Genomic DNA, 15,917 nt, shown 5'->3' with positions numbered 1-15,917 from the left:
CCGCACCGGCCAACACGCTGGGGCCGGGGTGTTGACTCCCGCGGGCGGCATGTTGCCTCCCCCAGGCAGCGTGTTCGCTGCTCCGCGCGGCGTGTTGGCTCCCCCGCGTGTTTGCGCCTCACGCACCGGCAAACACCGCGCCCGCACCGGCCAACACGGCGCCGGGAACGACAGACACGGCGCCCGCACCGGCCAACACGCCGAGGCGGGCGTGTTGGCTCCCGCGGGTGGCGTGTTGGCTCCTCGGGGCGGCGTGTTGGCTCCCGCGGGCGGCGCGTTGGCGCCTCCTGGCCGCGTGTTGGCGGCTCCGGGGGGTGGGGTGGCGGCTCAGCCGACGTGGGCGGCGGCCACCAGGCGCGCGTACGGGCCGCCGGCGGCGAGCAGTTGGGTGTGGGTGCCGAGTTCGGTGATCCGGCCGGCCTCGAGCACGGCGACCCGGTCGGCGACCGCCGCCGTGTGCAGCCGGTGCGCGATCGCGATCACCGTCCGGCCCTCCAGCACTCCGCTCAACGACCGCTCCAGGTGCCGCGCGGACGACGTGTCCAGCAGCGAGGTCGCCTCGTCGAGCACCACGGTGTGCGGATCGGCCAGCACCACGCGCGCCAGCGCGAGCTGCTGCGCGGTCGCCGCCGGCACCGGCAGCGCTCCCGAGCCGAGCCGGGTCTCCAGGCCGTCCGGCAGCCCGGCGAACCACTCACCCAGCCCGACGGCCGTCAACGCCCGCACCAGCTCCGCGTCCGGCCAGGACCCCGCCGGCAGCGTCAGGTTCTCCCGCAGCGTGCCGGAGAACACGTGGTGCTCCTGGGTGAGCAGCAGCACCTCGCCGCGCAGCACGTCCTCGGCCAGCTCGGACACCTCCGCACCGCCGATCGTCACCGAGCCGGCACTGGGTGCCGCGACCCCGGCCAGCAAGCGGCCGAGCGTCGACTTGCCCGCGCCGGACGGGCCGACGATCGCCAGCCGCTCGCCGGGCGGCACCCGCAGGTCGATCCCGTGCAGCACCTCGCGCCCGGCCGAGTAGCCGTAGTGCACGTCCCGCACCACGATCTCCCGGCCGCGCGGCCGCGGACCGCCGGCCCGCATCGCCTCGCCGCGCACGCCGAGGACGCGGCGCAGCGCGGTGCCGGAGACCTGCAGGTCCTCGATCCACCACATGGCCTCTTCGATCGGCCCGGCCAGCGCCTGGACGTAGACCACCATCGTGGTGATCGTGCCCAGCCCGACCAGCCCCTCGCGGTAGGCCCAGCCGCCGAGCAGCAGCACCGCCGCGACCGGCACGACCTGCGTGATCTGCAGCCACGGGATCCAGCGCACGGTGACGTCACGCAGTCGCCGCTCGCCGCGGACCGCCCCGGCGAGCGCGCGGTGCCCGAGTTCGATCCGCCGCGCGGTCAGGCCGAGCGCCTCGGCCGTGCGCGCGCCCTCCGTCGTCTCGTGCAGGCTCGACTGCACCTGGGACCACTGGTCGAGCATCGTTTCGACGATCCGGGGTGCGCGCCGGAGGTACCACCGCAGGGTCAGCACCAGGATCGGCGCCGACACCAGCAGCCCGAGCGACAGCAACGGCGAGGTGACGATCATGCCCGCGACCGTCACCACGATCGTGATCAGCGAGATCGAGATCTGCGGGATCGCGTTGCGCACCGAGAAGTCGATCCGGTCGGCGTCGGTGGTCGCGCGGCTGATCAGGTCACCGGTGCCGGCCGCCTCGACCGTGCTCAGCGGCAGCCGCAGCGCGCGCTCGACGAACCCCTCGCGCGTCTCGGCCAGCACCCGCTCGCCGAGCACGCCGGCGCGGAACCGGGCGAGCCGCTTGAGCACCGCCTGCACCACGAGGACCACCAGGAACGCCAGCGCCAGCAGGTCGATCGGGCCGCCCCCGGACGCGGCGAGGTCGACCAGGTGCCCGAGGATCTGCGGGCCGGCCAGCCCGGCGGCCGTGGCCAGGCCGAACAGCCCGACCGCGAGGCCGAAATCGCGCCGGTTGGTCCGCAGCAGGTTCCGCGCCCACCGGCGGGCCTCAGCGGCGGTCGCGAGGACTAGCTTCGCGCGCACGTGACCACCTCGTCCGCCACTGCTTTCCACAGTGGACTTTCCGTGAACACGACGGTCGTGCGGCCGCGGCGCAGCTCGGTGACCCGTTCGGTGATGCGGGCCTCGGTGTGCGCGTCGACCGCCGACGTCGGTTCGTCGAGCAGCAGGGTGTCGGGGTTCAGGGCGAGCGCGCGGGCCAGGTTCAGCCGCTGCCGCTGCCCTCCGGACACCTCGCGGCCACGTTCCCCGATCAGCTCGTCCAGCCCGGCGGGCAGGCCCTCGACGATGTCGTCCGCGTCAGCGGCCCACAGCGCGACCGCCGCGCGCTCGGACGGCACGATCTGCTCACGCAGGACGCCGGAGAACCACAGGTCCTGGTTGTGTGCGTAGACCACCCGGGACCGCAGTTCGGCCAGCGCCGCGCGGTCGGCGGGCACGCCGGAGACCAGCACCCGCTCACCGGGCTCGGGGTCGGTGAACCGGGCCAGCCGGGCAGCCATCGGCTCGGCCTCGGGGCCCGCGTCCACCACGGTCAGCTTGCCGGCGACCGCGGTGAACCCGGATCGGGTGTCGTGCAGCTCGAGCGGACCGTCCGGCAGCGCGACCGGCTCGTCCGGCTCGGGCAGCAGCGGCCGCAGCCGGAGCACGGCGCAGACCTTCTTCGCCGCCACCGTCGCCGAGGAGAACGCGGCGGTGAACTCCGTCGCGGTGGCCACCGGCACCACGAGGAACGCCGCCGACGTGTAGAACGTCACAAGCTGGCCCACGGTGATCGTCCCGGCCGCGACGAACCGCGCACCCAGCCAGGTGATCGCCACCGTGACCAGGCCGGGCAGCAGCACCTCGGCACCGACCAGCCACGATTCGCTGCGCGCCACCTCGACACCGGCCCGCCGGACCCGCTGGCTCGCGTTCCGGAACCGCCCGAGGAACTGCTGCTCGCCGCCCACCCCGCGGAGGATCCGCAGGCCGGACACGATGTCCGCGGCCAGCGCGTTCACGCTGGACAGCTCCTCGCGCTGGGCGCCCTTGCGGCGCTGCAGCGGCGCGACCAGCTTGCCCATGCTCAGCGTCGCGAGCGGAACACCGACCAGCGCGATCGTGCCCAGCAGCGGCGACATCCCGATCAGGACCAGGCTGACGGTCAGGAAGGCCACCACCGAGCCGAACAACCGGCCGGCCACCTCGAACAGGTTGCCGATCTGGTTGCTGTCCGACGATGACAGCGCCATCACGTCACCGGTCTCGGCCTGCGGCCGCAGCGACGCGCCCAGCCGGGCGGTGTGCTCGACCACCGCCTGCTGGGTCGCCGCCGCACCGTGGATCCACATCGTGTGCACCGCGAGGACCAATGCACCACCGCACACCGCCTGCGCCACGCCGAGCAGCACGACCAGCCCGGCACCGCCGAGCAGGTCCTCGCCCGCGCGGATGTCCTCGACCACCGCGCCGATCGCGAGCGGCAGCAGTGCGGCCGGCAGCAGCCACAGGGCGCCCAGCACGCACGCGGACACGGCGAGCCACGGCCGCGCCCGCAGGAGCGCGCACAGGAATCGCAGCGGCGTGAGCCGGGACGGGAGGCGCATGACAACGGAGCGTAAGTGCGCCGGCTCACCTGACACCACCGATTTTCGGCCGGTCAGAGCGCTGCAAGTACCCTGGGACCCGTGACCGACACCCTGGCCATCGACACGACCGAGCGGGCCGCGGAAACGCCGGACCTGCCCCAGCCCTACCGCGAGCTCGGGCTCGCCGACGACGAGTACGCGCGCATCCGCGAAATCCTGGGCAGGCGGCCGACGGACGCCGAACTGGCCATGTACTCGGTGATGTGGAGCGAGCACTGCTCGTACAAGTCGTCGAAGAAGCACCTGCGTTACTTCGGTGAGACCACCACCGAGGAGATGCGGTCGAAGATGCTCGCCGGCATCGGCGAGAACGCCGGCGTGGTCGACATCGGTGACGGCTGGGCGGTCACGTTCAAGGTGGAGAGCCACAACCATCCGTCCTATGTGGAGCCCTTTCAGGGTGCCGCGACGGGTGTCGGCGGCATCGTGCGCGACATCCTCGCGATGGGCGCGCGGCCGCTCGCGGTGGCCGATTCGCTGCGCTTCGGCCCGGCCGACGCGCCGGACACCCGCCGCGTGCTGCCGGGTGTGGTGGCCGGCGTCGCCAGGTACGGCAACTGCCTGGGTCTGCCGAACATCGGCGGCGAGGTCGCGTTCGACGCCAGCTACGCGGGCAACCCGCTGGTGAACGCGCTGTGCGTGGGCGCGATGCGGGTCGAGGACCTGCACCTGGCGTTCGCGTCGGGCACCGGCAACAAGATCATCCTGTTCGGGGCGCGGACCGGTCTGGACGGCATCGGCGGCGTGTCGGTGCTGGCCAGTGACGTCTTCACCGAAGACGGGACCGGATCCACGACGGGCGGCCGCAAGAAGCTGCCGAGCGTCCAGGTGGGTGACCCGTTCACCGAGAAGGTGCTCATCGAGTGCTGCCTGGAGCTGTTCGCCGAGAAGCTGGTCGTCGGTATCCAGGACCTGGGCGGCGCCGGGCTGTCCTGCGCGACGTCCGAGCTGGCCGCGGCCGGTGACGGCGGCATGCGGATCGAGCTGGACCAGGTGCCGCTGCGCGCCGAGGGGATGACCCCGGCGGAGATCCTCTCCAGCGAGTCGCAGGAGCGGATGTGCGCGGTGGTCGAGCCGTCCAAGGTGGACGAGTTCCTCGCGGTGTGCGCGAAGTGGGACGTGATCGCCACGGTGATCGGCGAGGTCACCGACGGCGAGCACCTGGTGGTGACGTGGCACGGCGAGACCGTGGTGGACGTGCCGCCGCGCACCGTGGCGCACCAGGGCCCGGTGTACGACCGGCCCGTCGCCCGTCCGTCCACTCAGGACGCCTTGCAGGCGGACACCCCGGACGAGCTGCACCGCCCGTCCACCCCGGACGAGCTCCGCGAGACGCTGCTGAAGGTGGTGTCGTCGCCGAACCAGGCGTCGAAGGACTGGGTCACCGACCAGTACGACCGGTACGTGCGCGGCAACACCGTGCTGGCGCAGCCGGCCGACGGCGGCATGATCCGGATCGACGAGGAGACCGGCCGCGGCGTGGCCGTGTCGACCGACTGCAACAGCCGGTTCGTCTACCTCGACCCGTACGCCGGCGCGCAGATCGCGCTCGCGGAGGCGTACCGCAACGTGGCGACCACGGGCGCCACCCCGCTGGCCGTGACGGACTGCCTGAACTTCGGCGCGCCGACCGACCCGGGCGTGATGTGGCAGTTCGAGCAGGCCGTGCACGGCATCGCGGACGGGTGCGCGCAGCTGGGCGTCCCGGTGACCGGCGGGAACGTGAGCTTCTACAACCAGACCGGGGACACCGCGATCCTGCCCACACCGGTGGTCGGTGTGCTCGGCGTGATCGACGACGTGCGGCGGCGCATTCCCACCGGGATCGGCGCCGAGGCCGGTGAGACGCTGCTGCTGCTGGGCGAGACGCACGACGAGTTCGGTGGTTCGGCGTGGGCGCACGTCATCCACGGCCACCTGGGCGGTCTGCCGCCGAAGGTCGACCTGGACCGCGAGCGGCTGCTGGCGGAGGTCCTGGTCGCCGGTTCGCGGGACGGCATGATCTCGGCCGCGCACGACCTGTCCGACGGTGGGCTGGCGCAGGCGCTGGTGGAGATGGTGCTGGTGGGGCAGTGCGGTGCGCGGGCCCTGCTGGACGAGGACGCCGACCCGTTCGTGCAGCTGTTCTCGGAGTCGACCGGGCGCGTGCTGGTCGCGGTGCCGCGCACGGAGGAGCTGCGGTTCACCGAGATGTGCACCGCGCGCGGGCTGCCGTGGCGCAAGGCCGGCGTGGTGGACCCGGAGGCGGGCGGCCTGGAGATCCAGGGCGTGGCGACCTTCGGCTTCGAAGAGCTGCGTGAGGCGTTCGAGGGCACGCTGCCCAAGCTGTTCGACTGAGGTTCAGCCGAGCCGGGCGCGGCCTCCGGCCGACGGTTCGAGCGACCAGGTCGCGGGAAGGCGGACCTCCCGCGCCTGGTCGACCTCGGCACCGGCGAAGTCGACGGTGCCGGGCTCGCGGGCGAGCCGGAGGTCGGCGTCCCCGGTGAACCGCGCCCCGGACAGGTACAGGCCGCCGTCCACCGCCGCGTCCCGCAGCGACAGGCGCCCCGCCACTTCCGCCCCGGCGAGGCTCAGGCCGGCGCGGAAGCGGGCGCCGTCGAGGACGACGTCGTGCGCGGAAACCATCTCCGAGAAGACCGCGGTGTCCTCGAACTCGGCCCCGGTCAGGTACAGGCCGTCGCCGGGCCGGACCCCGGTGAAGTAGGCGCGCCGGCGGAACCGCGTACCCATGAGCTGGGTGACGTGCTGGAGCTCCGCGTGCTCCAGCAGGACCTGACCGACGACCCGTTCGGACAGGTTCAGCCGCGTCACCCTGGCACCGGTCAGGTCGAGGTCGTACACGGGTGCGTCGGGTGTGGAGACGTGCGGCAGCAGGTGCCGGATCAGCCGTTTCGCCGTCAGCCGCACCTGGTGCTCGCGGTTCGCGTCGGCCTCGTCGGTGTCGTCGCCGTACGCCGGGTGGGGGAAGGGGCGCCGCAGGTAGGAGCAGAGCACGTCCAGCACCGTCTGGGTGTAGCCGGGATTGCCGCGGGCGAGCCCGGCGAGCGCGTGCATCGCGCCGACGCGGACCTGGTCGGCCTCGGAGCCGAGCAGCTCGACGGACTTCGCGAAGCGTTCGTCGGTCACGCGTTCGCGGTCGCGTTCCGCGCGGAGCAGTTCCAGCTCGTGCCGCTGGCGTTCGGTTTCCTGGCGGCGCTCCTCGACGCGGCGCCGGCGGTCGTTGAGCCACAACGCGTACAACGCGACCACCGCGCCACTGGCCAGCCCGCCGGTGCGCAACGCGTCCGCCCGGCTGGTGGCCGGGTCGGTCAGCAGCCAGCCGCTCACCCCGGCCAGCAGCGCAACCGCTGTCAGGATCGTGACGAGCAAGGGCCCGCGGCGATCTTCCATGGCCGAACTGTAGCTAGCCGGCGAGGCTCTTCTGGAGCAGCAGCGTGTCCAGCCAGCGGTCGTGCTTGTAGCCGACGTTGCGCAGCACCCCGATGTCGGCGAAGCCGCGGCGGCGGTGCAGCGCGGGGGAGGCGGGGTTGCGCTCCGGGTCGGCGATCACCGCGATCACCTCGCGCAGGCCGACTTCCCGGCAGCTGTCCAGGAGCGCGTCCAGCAGTACGCCGCCCACACCACGGCCGGTCGCCCACGGCGCGAGGTAGATCGAGTTCTCCGCGGTGTGCCGGTAGGCCGGGCGTGGCTTCCACGGCGAGCAGTACGCGTACCCGGCGACGCGGCCGTCCAGCTCGGCCACCAGGAACGGCAGGCCGGCGTCCGTCACGGCGGTGCAGCGGCGGGTCCATTCGGCCAGGTCCGGGGGGTCCAGTTCGAACGTCGCGGTGCTGCCGCGCACGTAACCGGCGTAGATCTCGGCGATCGACGGCAGATCGGCCGACACCACCGATTTCACGATAGGAGAATCAACCACTACTATAGAATACATGAACCTCGCCGCACTGGGCCGACGCATTCAGGCCGCACGGACGGACCGCGGGATGACCCTGCAGGCGCTGGCCGACCGGTCCGCGGTGAGCGTCAGCATGCTGTCCGCGGTGGAGCGTGGCGCGAAGGCGCCGACGGTGGTGGTGCTCGACCGCATCGCGGACGGGCTCGGGCTGCCGCTGACGGACCTGCTCACCGAGCCGGTGCGGATGGTGGTCCGCCGGGCCGCGGACCAAGACGTGGTCGACGAACCGGGCGGGTGGCGGCGGACCATCCTCACGCCCGTCGTGCCCGGCGTGAACTTCGAGTGGATCCGGTCGACGTTGCCGCCCGGTTGCGAGGCCGGCACCTACCCGCCCTACGCGGCGGGTTCGCACGAGTTCCTGTACGTGCAGCAGGGCCTGCTCACCCTCACGATCGATGAGCAGACCCTGGAACTGGGCGAGGGTGACTCGCTCTACCTCGCGGCGGACGTCACCCTCTCCTACGCCAACCGCGCCGCGACGCCCTGCACGTACTACGTCGCGGCGCTGATCATGCGGCCGAGGCGCCCCGGCCTCGGCCGCCGATCCCGCGGTTAGAAGACCCCGAACACCGAGATGCAGAAGCCCGCGCCGTCGAAGTTCTCCGCGAAGAACAGTCCGGTCACCTGCTCGCCCTGCTGAGTGCCGCTCAGGTCGCCGGACACCATCCGGTCGGTGGCGTTGTCGTAGGTCGGCCGCACGTTGGCGCGCTTCTCGGCCGCCTCCCGCGCGTCGTCCTTGTTGTCCTGCGTGGCGTCGGTGCAGACCAGCGCGCTCACACCGTTCACGTCACCCGCGGCCATCTTGGCCAGGAAGTCCTCGACCATGGCCTTGCCGTTGCTGCCGCCGGTGCCCCCGGTGCTGCTGCCGGACGACGAGCTCGACGAAGAGCTGCTGCTGCGGCTCGACCGCGAGGAGGACGACCGGGTCGAGGAACCGGTGTTGACCCGCTGGGTCTGCACGCTCTTCCAGCACCACTTGCCGTTGACCCTCGCGAGGGTGGCGGTGCCGGTGCCCTGCTCACCCGACGCGGTGCCGGTGAAGTCGACCGTTGCGCTGTCGCCGTTCTGCTTGACCTGCCCGATGCGGACGCTCTCGACCTCGTTGACCGAGTCGATCGTGTCCTGGACGTCACCGTCGGCGTTCGCGCACTTCAGCGCCGTGAGCGCGGCCTTGTCGTGCTTCTGGATCCCGTCGATGAGCTGCTGCGCGGTGGCCTGCGGCCCGTCGTCGCTGCCGAGGAAGAAGCCGGGCGCCCAGAAGCCGGTGATGCCGAGCGCCGCGAGCACCACGACGAGACCGACCGACAGGCCGATCCAGAGCCCCTTCTTGCTGCCGCCACCCCCGGGCGGCGGGGCGCCGTAACCGAACTGCGCCGTCTGCGGGTAGTTGGGGTCGTAGCCCGGGTACTGCTGGCCGTACCCGGGCTGACCGTAGGGCTGCTGGCCGTACTCGGTCTGACCGTAAGGCTGCTGGCCGTACTCGGGCTGGCCGTAGGGCTGCTGGCCCGGGTATTGCTGGCCGTATTGCCCACCCTGCTGCGGGAAGTCCCCCGACTGGGGGTAGGCGCCCGGCTGCTGGCCGTGCGGATCTGGCTGCTGGGCGTGCGGATCTGGCTGCTGCCCGTATTCCGGCTGTCCCGGCTGGGGTGGGTAGGTCATCGACGTCGCCTTCCTGATCGCTACGCCCTGCTCGGACGTATCGACGCCGAACCTGGTTCCACCATGCCCGGACATCGTGCACTGATCACGGGCATTCTGCCTGGCGAAACCGGCGAAAGCGACGAGAGACCCGCCACGTCGGGCGGCAGTACCCGCTCAGTCGCGGGCGGTAGCCAGAACCTGCAGCCGGTCGTAGGCGCCGTTGAAGGTGTTCTGGTCGATCGGACTGGAGGTGTACTGCCAGAACGTGTGGAACCCCCAGTTGTACGGCAGCGCGCCCACGCTCGAGGAGTACCGCGCCACCCACAGCGGGTTGGTCGTGGCGAACGCCCCGTCGACGCACTGGCTCCACCAGCTGGTGCTGGTGTAGATCACCGGGTAGCGCCCAGTGCGGGCGTGGTAGGTGTCACTGAAGTCCTTGATCCACCCGGTCATCGCCCCCTTCGACAGGCCGTAACAGGTGGAGCCGTACGGGTTGTACTCCATGTCGACCGCGCCCGGCAGCGTCTTGCCGTCCCCGGACCAGCCTCCGCCGTGGTCGACGAAGTAGTTGGCCTGCGTGGCGCCGGAAGCGTTGTCCGGGGTGGCGAAGTGGTAGGCGCCGCGGATCATGCCGATGTTGTAGGAACCGTTGTACTGCTGGGCGAAGTACGGGTTGGTGTAGTAGGTGCCCTCGGTCGCCTTGACGTAGGCGAAGCGCTTCCCCTGGCCCCAGTAACCCGCCCAGTCGACGTTGCCCTGGTGGCCACTCACGTCGATGCCCTCGACCGACGCGACCAGGTCCCCGCCGGCGATCGCCTGCGTCTCCGGCGTCGAATGGTCGCCCTCGACGCGCCTGATCTGGGAACCCATCGGGTGGTCGTAACGAGCGACGTAGTCGTCGGTCGGCATCCCGTCGACGGTGCGTGGCGCCGCACCGGCCGGGGCCAGTGCGCCGACCACGAGCACGGCGGCGGACGCGGCGGCGGACGCGGCGCACCGCCACCATCTCTTCTGTGGAGCAGACATGACCGGAGTCCTTTCCTGTGCCCTCGCGGTGGGCGGTCCGGTGTGCAGGGAGACCGCCCCGGACGAGATTCTTGGTGACGAAAACCTGTGATGTCACCGAATCCCGTGAATTGACGGTTACCGGCAGATGATTCGTGCCTGTTGCCGGTGACCGCCCGACTTTGGTCGTAACTCGACTGGATTACGCCATTAGTTGTTCGCGGCGAATCCCTTGACCTGGTCCAGTGCGCCGTTGAACAGATTCTGGTCACCGGGCAGCGCGCCCGAGTCCGCGAATTGCCAGATGAACTGGCGCGTCCAGCCGGCGGGCAACGGACCGATCGTCGGCTGGTACCGCGCTATCCACAACGGGTTCGACTGCGCGAACTCCGCGTTGTTCCCGGTGCACCGGTTCCACCAGTTGGTGGACGTGTAGATGACCGGGAATCGCCCGGTGCGGGCGTGGTAGGTGTCGGAGAACTCGCGCAGCCAGGCCACCATCCGCGCCGGGTCGAGCCCGTAACAGGCGTCGCCGTACGGGTTGTACTCCGCGTCGAGCGCGCCGGGCAGCGTCCGCCCGTCCGGCGACCAGCCGCCGCCGTGCGCGAGGAAGTACTCGGCCTGCGCGCGGCCGCCGGACACGTCCGGGCGCGCGAAGTGGTAGGCGCCGCGGACCATGCCGACCTGGTAGGAGCCGTTGTACTGCTGGGCGAACTGCTTGTTGATGAAGCCGGTGCCCTCGGTCGCCTTGACGTAGACGAACCGGCCGCCCGCTCCCCAGGCGCCCGGCCAGTTCACCTCGCCCTGGTGCCCGCTCACGTCGTGCCCGAGGGCCCCGGCGTCCGCGGCGAACCGGGGCGGGTCCCCGGTGCCTTCGACCGCGGCGATCTGCGATCCGGCGAAGGTGCCCTCCGCCTTCGAGTAGTCCGGTGTGGACGCGGTGGACGCCCCGGCTCCGCACAGCGCCGTCGTCCCCAATGCCACGGACACGAGGAGCGTGCCCAGGCGCAGTTCAGAACTCCACAATCGCACGGCGACTCCCATCCTCCGATGGTCGTCACGATGCCTCTATGGAAGTCTTTTTGCGAGTCGACTTACCTCGAAAGCGTGATGCGACTGGCTTCGCCGCGCGGAATGTTTAGTCTTTTTGCTCTTGCTCGAGCGCGGCCACCAGGTGCTCGGCCGGGACGACCGCGGTCACCACGTCGTGCGGGTTGATCGCGACCGCGTGCCCGGCGAGCAGCGGCACCATGTCGCGGCCGAGCACCGCGCGGGCGTGCGGCCACTCCGGCGGCACCAGCGACTTGGCGGTGTAGGCCGGCACGAGGACGCGGCCGTCGGTGTTGTGGAACCCGATGACCGTCCGCTGCATGGGGGCCAGCGCGTAGACGAACAGCGTGGCGTCGAGGATCACCGGCGGCAGGTCGCTCGCCGGCCGGTGATTGGTCCGCACCAGCTGCAGCAGGCGCTCCAGGTCGTTGCGCGGTTCCGGGAAACCGAGGGCCTTGGGCGACGGCCGGTAACGATCGTTGGGGTGGAAGTCCTCCACGATGTCGCCGCTCCCGTTCACCGGGTAGGCCCCGACGACGGCCCACGACGGCACCGGCCCGTGCGGGTCGAACGCCTCGTCGATCACGTAGAGCCAGCTGTTCGGGTTCGCCCTGGCGTTGGCGCGCATCTCCTCGGTGATCTTGGGCTTGCCCGGCTTGTGCTCGGGCTGAGGATTGGGTAGAAGCCGATCTGCCTCGTCCCGCTGCGCCATGTGCGAACCCCGTGTTTCCGCGTCGCTGTGCTCAGTGTGCTCCCGTGCACTCTACTGTCTGATCATGCCCGCACCGCGTCCGGTTGACCCTGCCGAATTGCGTACCGCCCTGCAGGCCGTTTCGGCTTGGTTGAGCGGAGAAGCCGGCCAGCCCGCCCGGCCGGCACTGGCCGCCGCCGTCCGGCTGAGCCTGCGCACCCTCGCCCAGGACGCGCCCGGCCGCAGCGTGGAGGTGCGCGTGCCCCCGTTCGCGGCCGTGCAGTGCGTCGAGGGGCCACGCCACACCCGCGGGACGCCGCCGAACGTGGTCGAGACCGACCCGCGGACCTGGCTGGAGCTGGCCACCGGACGTCTGGAGTGGACGGACGCGCTGCGGGAGGGCCGGGTCACCGCGTCCGGGACCCGGGCCGACCTCGGGCACTGGTTGCCGCTGGTGCGGCTGTAACGGCCCCTGCACCACACCGCTCTTGACTGCGTCCTGCCGCGATGTAACTTGGATAGCCGGTGATTCCTGCGAGGAAGGGTCCTTGATGGCTCCCATCGACCTCCCCGGCTCCGAACCGGGCACCGGCCCGACCGCGCGCCGGATGATCCTCGGCACCCAGCTGCGCCGCCTCCGCGAGAAGGCCGGCATCACGCGGGCCACGGCGGCGTGGGAGATCCGCGCGTCCGAGTCGAAGATCAGCCGGATGGAGCTCGGCCGGGTCGGGTTCAAGGAACGCGACGTCACCGACCTGCTGACGATGTACGGCGTGCACGACCCGGCCGAGCGCGCGTGGGCCGTGCAGATGGTCAAGGAGTCCAACCAGCCCGGCTGGTGGCAGCCCTACAACGACCTGGTGCCCAGCTGGTTCGACAACTACATCGGGCTGGAGGAGGCCGCCTTCCGCATCCGCACCTACGAGCTGATGTTCGTGCCCGGCCTGCTGCAGACCGAGCGGTACGCGCGGGCGGTGGTCAGCCACGGCGACCCGGACAGCCGGGACGAGGACACCGAACGCAAGGTGGGCCTGCGGATGCGCCGCCAGAAGGTGCTGACCGGCCCGAAACCGCCGCGGGTGTGGGCTGTCCTCGACGCGGCCGTCCTGGAACGCCCGATCGGGGGTGCCGGTGTGCTGCGCGAGCAGATCGACAAGCTCCTGGAGCTGACCGAACTGCCGCACATCGCGCTGCAGATCGTCCCGTTCGACCTGAGCGGGTTCGCGGCGGAAAGCGCCTTCTCGCTGCTCCAGTTCGCCGAGCCGGACCTGCCGAACATCGCCTACGTGGAGCACCTCAACGGCGCGTCCTACCTGGAGAAACCGGAAGACCTCGAGGTGTACGGCCGCGCCTTCGACCGGCTCACGGTGGACGCGGAGACCCCGGATCGCACGCGTCAGATGCTGCTGAAGAAGCGGGCCGAGCTCTGATCGGGAATTCTGACCGCAGGTGATCGAACAAGGCCAGCAAGGCCAGTTCTCGTCACCCGATCGAGTGGCCTGATTCGCACCATTCCTCACCCTGCGATTCCGGCCTGCGCTGCCAATTGCACGTGCATTTACCCATGCAGTAACCGGTGGTAGCGTGATCACCACAAGGCCAGTGCACGTGCATTTGCACCACGCAGATGCACTGACCCGAAGGTTGGGGGAAGTATGGCTGACCAGTTCGTGAACGGGATGCCCGCCGGCGGTCTGACCAGCGCGACCTGGCGCAAGAGCGCGCGCAGCGGGGCCAACGGCAACTGCGTCGAAGTCGCCCGGCTCACCGCGGACACCTTCGCCGTCCGGAACTCGCGCTTCCCGGACGGGCCGGCACTCATCTACACCCGGGACGAGATGGCAGCCTTCGTCGCGGGCGCGAAGGACGGCGAGTTCGACGATGTCCTCCACTGACGCCCCCAGGTCGATCGACGACCTGCTGCAGGACCTGATCGCCCGTGGCTACCAGTTCGTGCACCCGCGGGACGCGAAGGGCGCCGTGATCGCGGTCGTCGGCGTCCGCGCCCACGACTCGGTCATCGACGTCGTCCGCCTCAACGCCGAGGACGACGTCGTCGCCACCCGGATGCCCGGCGGCGAGGAGGACATCCTCGCGCCGCGGACCGTGCTGTGGCGCACGTCCGGCGCTGCCCAGCCGGTGCTGGACGAACTGCTCGCGCTGCCGGACGACACGGCGGCCCCCGCCCAGCCGCCCGCGCGCAGCGGCTGCTGGGTGCCCACCGGCACCGGCCGGGCCACCTGGCTCGCCGCGAGCTGACACCGCTCACCAGGGGAGACCGGCACCGTGGCCAGCGCCACTGATCACGGGGGGCCACACCGATCGGTCAGGATCTACACTTGAGTAGGCCTGCCCTCGTCTCCAGGGAGCACTTTCGTGGTTTCCCACCACATCGACGACCAGCCCGAACGTGAACCGCGAGAAGAGTGCGGTGTCTTCGGCGTCTGGGCCCCCGGTGAAGAAGTCGCCAAGATGGCCTACTACGGCCTGTACGCGCTTCAGCACCGCGGGCAAGAAGCCGCCGGCATCTCGGTCTCCGACGGCAAGCAGATCGTGGTCTTCAAGGACCTCGGCCTGGTCAGCCAGGTGTTCGACGAGCAGGTGCTCTCCTCGTTGCAGGGGCACATCGCGGTCGGGCACTGCCGGTACTCCACCACCGGGTCCTCGACCTGGGAGAACGCCCAGCCGATGTTCCGGCACACCGCGACCGGCAGCGGCATCTCCTTCGCCCACAACGGCAACCTGGTCAACGCCGCCGAGCTGCGGGACCGCACCCGCGCCGCGGGGCTCAAGCCGCACGGCGAGCTGACCGGTTCCTCCAGCGACTCCGACCTGGTCGTCGGGTTGCTCGCGGACGCCGCCGCGGACAAGGGCACCGAGGCCGCGGCCCTGGAACTGCTGCCCACCCTGCGCGGCGCGTTCTGCCTGGTCTTCGCCGACGAGTCGACGCTCTACGCGGCGCGCGACCCGCACGGCGTGCGGCCGCTGGTGCTGGGCCGGCTCGAGCGCGGCTGGGTGGTGGCGAGCGAAACCGCCGCCCTGGACATCGTGGGCGCGTCGTTCGTCCGCGAGGTCGAGCCCGGTGAGCTGATCGCGATCGACGCCGAGGGCCTGCGGTCCGCGCGTTTCGCCAGCCCGGAACCCAAGGGCTGCATCTTCGAATACGTGTACCTGGCCCGCCCGGACACCTCCATCGCCGGCCGCAGCGTGCACGGCACCCGCGTCGAGATCGGCAAACGGCTCGCGGCCGAGCACCCGGCGGAGGCCGACCTGGTCATCCCGGTGCCGGAGTCCGGCACGCCCGCCGCGATCGGCTACGCGCAGGCGTCCGGCATCCCGTACGGCCAGGGCCTGGTCAAGAACGGCTACGTCGGCCGCACCTTCATCCAGCCGTCGCAGACCATCCGCCAGCTGGGCATCCGGTTGAAGCTGAACCCGCTGCGCGACGTCATCCGCGGCAAGCGGCTGGTCGTGGTGGACGACTCGATCGTCCGCGGCAACACCCAGCGCGCCCTGGTGCGGATGCTGCGCGAGGCCGGCGCCGTCGCGGTGCACGTCCGGATCGCGTCGCCGCCGGTGCGGTGGCCGTGCTTCTACGGCATCGACTTCGCCTCGCGTGCCGAACTCGTGGCCAACGGCGCCGACCTGGAGGGCATCCGCCGCCTGATCGGCGCGGACTCGCTGGGCTACGTGTCGCTGGACAGCCTGGTCGCGGCCTCCGAACAGCCCAAGACCCGGTTGTGCACGGCCTGCTTCGACGGCCAGTACCCGATCCCGCTGCCCGACGACGCCCTCATCGGCAAGTACGTGCTGGAGGGACTGGACTCCGCGGATGCGGCTGCCCGGACGGTCACCCAGGCCGGGTACGGTGCTGAGGATGCCGTCCGGCGTCCGTGAGTTCCGTCGAGTTCAG

15 protein-coding genes are annotated in these 15,917 nt (G+C 71.2%); 7 read left to right on the top strand and 8 right to left on the bottom strand.

The window, feature by feature from the left end; all coding sequences use genetic code 11:
* Positions 1-327: 327 nt before the first annotated feature.
* Entirely contained in the window at positions 328-2,055 is a 1,728-nt protein-coding gene (locus tag FHX46_RS01870; protein ID WP_167110067.1) for an ABC transporter ATP-binding protein, read from the bottom strand.
* Positions 2,040-3,620 carry an ABC transporter transmembrane domain-containing protein gene (locus tag FHX46_RS01865; RefSeq protein ID WP_167110065.1) on the bottom strand — a complete coding sequence of 527 codons (1,581 nt, stop codon included), beginning with the start codon at positions 3,618-3,620 and terminating at the stop codon, positions 2,040-2,042. Before FHX46_RS01865 ends, FHX46_RS01870 begins: the two co-directional genes overlap by 16 nt.
* A gap of 81 nt (positions 3,621-3,701) precedes the next feature.
* On the opposite strand from FHX46_RS01865, the gene purL reads away from it, so the two are divergent.
* Positions 3,702-5,999 (top strand): phosphoribosylformylglycinamidine synthase subunit PurL, encoded by a 2,298-nt coding sequence (gene purL, locus FHX46_RS01860; protein ID WP_167110063.1) that lies wholly within the window; start codon positions 3,702-3,704, stop codon positions 5,997-5,999.
* Positions 6,000-6,002: 3 nt separating this feature from the next.
* Here purL and FHX46_RS01855 read toward each other — a convergent pair whose 3' ends face one another.
* Both FHX46_RS01855 and FHX46_RS01850 read right to left on the bottom strand, forming a co-directional pair.
* The gene (locus tag FHX46_RS01855; protein WP_167110062.1) at positions 6,003-7,052 is read right to left on the bottom strand and encodes a pentapeptide repeat-containing protein; all 1,050 of its coding nucleotides are present in this window, start codon (positions 7,050-7,052) and stop codon (positions 6,003-6,005) included.
* A gap of 13 nt (positions 7,053-7,065) precedes the next feature.
* Positions 7,066-7,578: a GNAT family N-acetyltransferase gene (locus FHX46_RS01850; protein WP_313885996.1), complete on the bottom strand. Its 513-nt coding sequence runs from the start codon at positions 7,576-7,578 to the stop codon at positions 7,066-7,068.
* A gap of 13 nt (positions 7,579-7,591) precedes the next feature.
* On the opposite strand from FHX46_RS01850, the gene FHX46_RS01845 reads away from it, so the two are divergent.
* Positions 7,592-8,173 carry a helix-turn-helix domain-containing protein gene (locus FHX46_RS01845; RefSeq protein WP_167110058.1) on the top strand — a complete coding sequence of 194 codons (582 nt, stop codon included), beginning with the start codon at positions 7,592-7,594 and terminating at the stop codon, positions 8,171-8,173.
* Here the strand turns inward: FHX46_RS01845 and FHX46_RS28735 are convergent.
* The 4 genes from FHX46_RS28735 to FHX46_RS01825 all read right to left on the bottom strand — a co-directional run bounded on the left by FHX46_RS28735 (position 8,170) and on the right by FHX46_RS01825 (position 12,025).
* Positions 8,170-9,276, bottom strand: a complete 1,107-nt coding sequence (locus FHX46_RS28735; protein ID WP_167110056.1) for a hypothetical protein — start codon at positions 9,274-9,276, stop codon at positions 8,170-8,172. The genes FHX46_RS01845 and FHX46_RS28735 overlap by 4 nt on opposite strands.
* A 156-nt stretch (positions 9,277-9,432) precedes the next feature.
* Complete coding sequence (locus tag FHX46_RS01835; protein WP_167110055.1) at positions 9,433-10,284, bottom strand: lysozyme; 852 nt, start codon at positions 10,282-10,284, stop codon at positions 9,433-9,435.
* Between the two features lie 189 nt (positions 10,285-10,473).
* Positions 10,474-11,307 carry a lysozyme gene (locus FHX46_RS01830; protein WP_167110053.1) on the bottom strand — a complete coding sequence of 278 codons (834 nt, stop codon included), beginning with the start codon at positions 11,305-11,307 and terminating at the stop codon, positions 10,474-10,476.
* A gap of 94 nt (positions 11,308-11,401) precedes the next feature.
* Complete coding sequence (locus FHX46_RS01825; RefSeq protein WP_167110051.1) at positions 11,402-12,025, bottom strand: type VII secretion system-associated protein; 624 nt, start codon at positions 12,023-12,025, stop codon at positions 11,402-11,404.
* A 64-nt stretch (positions 12,026-12,089) separates the two neighbouring features.
* On the opposite strand from FHX46_RS01825, the gene FHX46_RS01820 reads away from it, so the two are divergent.
* The 5 genes from FHX46_RS01820 to purF all read left to right on the top strand — a co-directional run bounded on the left by FHX46_RS01820 (position 12,090) and on the right by purF (position 15,901).
* Positions 12,090-12,470, top strand: coding sequence for a sterol carrier family protein (locus FHX46_RS01820; RefSeq protein WP_167110049.1), 381 nt, complete (start codon positions 12,090-12,092; stop codon positions 12,468-12,470).
* Positions 12,471-12,555: 85 nt separating this feature from the next.
* Positions 12,556-13,434: a helix-turn-helix domain-containing protein gene (locus tag FHX46_RS01815; RefSeq protein WP_167110047.1), complete on the top strand. Its 879-nt coding sequence runs from the start codon at positions 12,556-12,558 to the stop codon at positions 13,432-13,434.
* A gap of 225 nt (positions 13,435-13,659) precedes the next feature.
* Positions 13,660-13,899: a DUF397 domain-containing protein gene (locus tag FHX46_RS01810; protein WP_167102489.1), complete on the top strand. Its 240-nt coding sequence runs from the start codon at positions 13,660-13,662 to the stop codon at positions 13,897-13,899.
* Positions 13,886-14,263, top strand: coding sequence for a hypothetical protein (locus FHX46_RS01805; RefSeq protein ID WP_167110045.1), 378 nt, complete (start codon positions 13,886-13,888; stop codon positions 14,261-14,263). The genes FHX46_RS01810 and FHX46_RS01805 overlap by 14 nt, the downstream gene beginning before the upstream one ends.
* Before the next feature lie 117 nt (positions 14,264-14,380).
* A complete protein-coding gene (purF, locus tag FHX46_RS01800) occupies positions 14,381-15,901 on the top strand; it encodes an amidophosphoribosyltransferase (protein WP_167110043.1) in 1,521 nt (506 codons plus the stop codon).
* Positions 15,902-15,917: the final 16 nt, after the last annotated feature.

Source organism: Amycolatopsis viridis, from assembly GCF_011758765.1.
Classification (GTDB): Bacteria; Actinomycetota; Actinomycetes; order Mycobacteriales; family Pseudonocardiaceae; genus Amycolatopsis_E; species Amycolatopsis_E viridis.
This window is presented reverse-complemented; position numbering and strand designations above follow the sequence as displayed.

Excerpts from the sequence above, each read along its gene's own strand:
- FHX46_RS01865 (WP_167110065.1), bottom strand. The coding sequence starts at position 3,620 with ATGCGCCTCCCGTCCCGGCTCACGCCGCTGCGATTCCTGTGCGCGCTC.
- FHX46_RS01855 (WP_167110062.1), bottom strand. The coding sequence starts at position 7,052 with ATGGAAGATCGCCGCGGGCCCTTGCTCGTCACGATCCTGACAGCGGTT.
- FHX46_RS01845 (WP_167110058.1), top strand. The coding sequence starts at position 7,592 with ATGAACCTCGCCGCACTGGGCCGACGCATTCAGGCCGCACGGACGGAC.
- FHX46_RS28735 (WP_167110056.1), bottom strand. The coding sequence starts at position 9,276 with ATGACCTACCCACCCCAGCCGGGACAGCCGGAATACGGGCAGCAGCCA.
- FHX46_RS01835 (WP_167110055.1), bottom strand. The coding sequence starts at position 10,284 with ATGTCTGCTCCACAGAAGAGATGGTGGCGGTGCGCCGCGTCCGCCGCC.
- FHX46_RS01830 (WP_167110053.1), bottom strand. The coding sequence starts at position 11,307 with ATGGGAGTCGCCGTGCGATTGTGGAGTTCTGAACTGCGCCTGGGCACG.
- FHX46_RS01825 (WP_167110051.1), bottom strand. The coding sequence starts at position 12,025 with ATGGCGCAGCGGGACGAGGCAGATCGGCTTCTACCCAATCCTCAGCCC.
- FHX46_RS01820 (WP_167110049.1), top strand. The coding sequence starts at position 12,090 with ATGCCCGCACCGCGTCCGGTTGACCCTGCCGAATTGCGTACCGCCCTG.
- FHX46_RS01815 (WP_167110047.1), top strand. The coding sequence starts at position 12,556 with ATGGCTCCCATCGACCTCCCCGGCTCCGAACCGGGCACCGGCCCGACC.
- FHX46_RS01810 (WP_167102489.1), top strand. The coding sequence starts at position 13,660 with ATGGCTGACCAGTTCGTGAACGGGATGCCCGCCGGCGGTCTGACCAGC.
- FHX46_RS01805 (WP_167110045.1), top strand. The coding sequence starts at position 13,886 with ATGTCCTCCACTGACGCCCCCAGGTCGATCGACGACCTGCTGCAGGAC.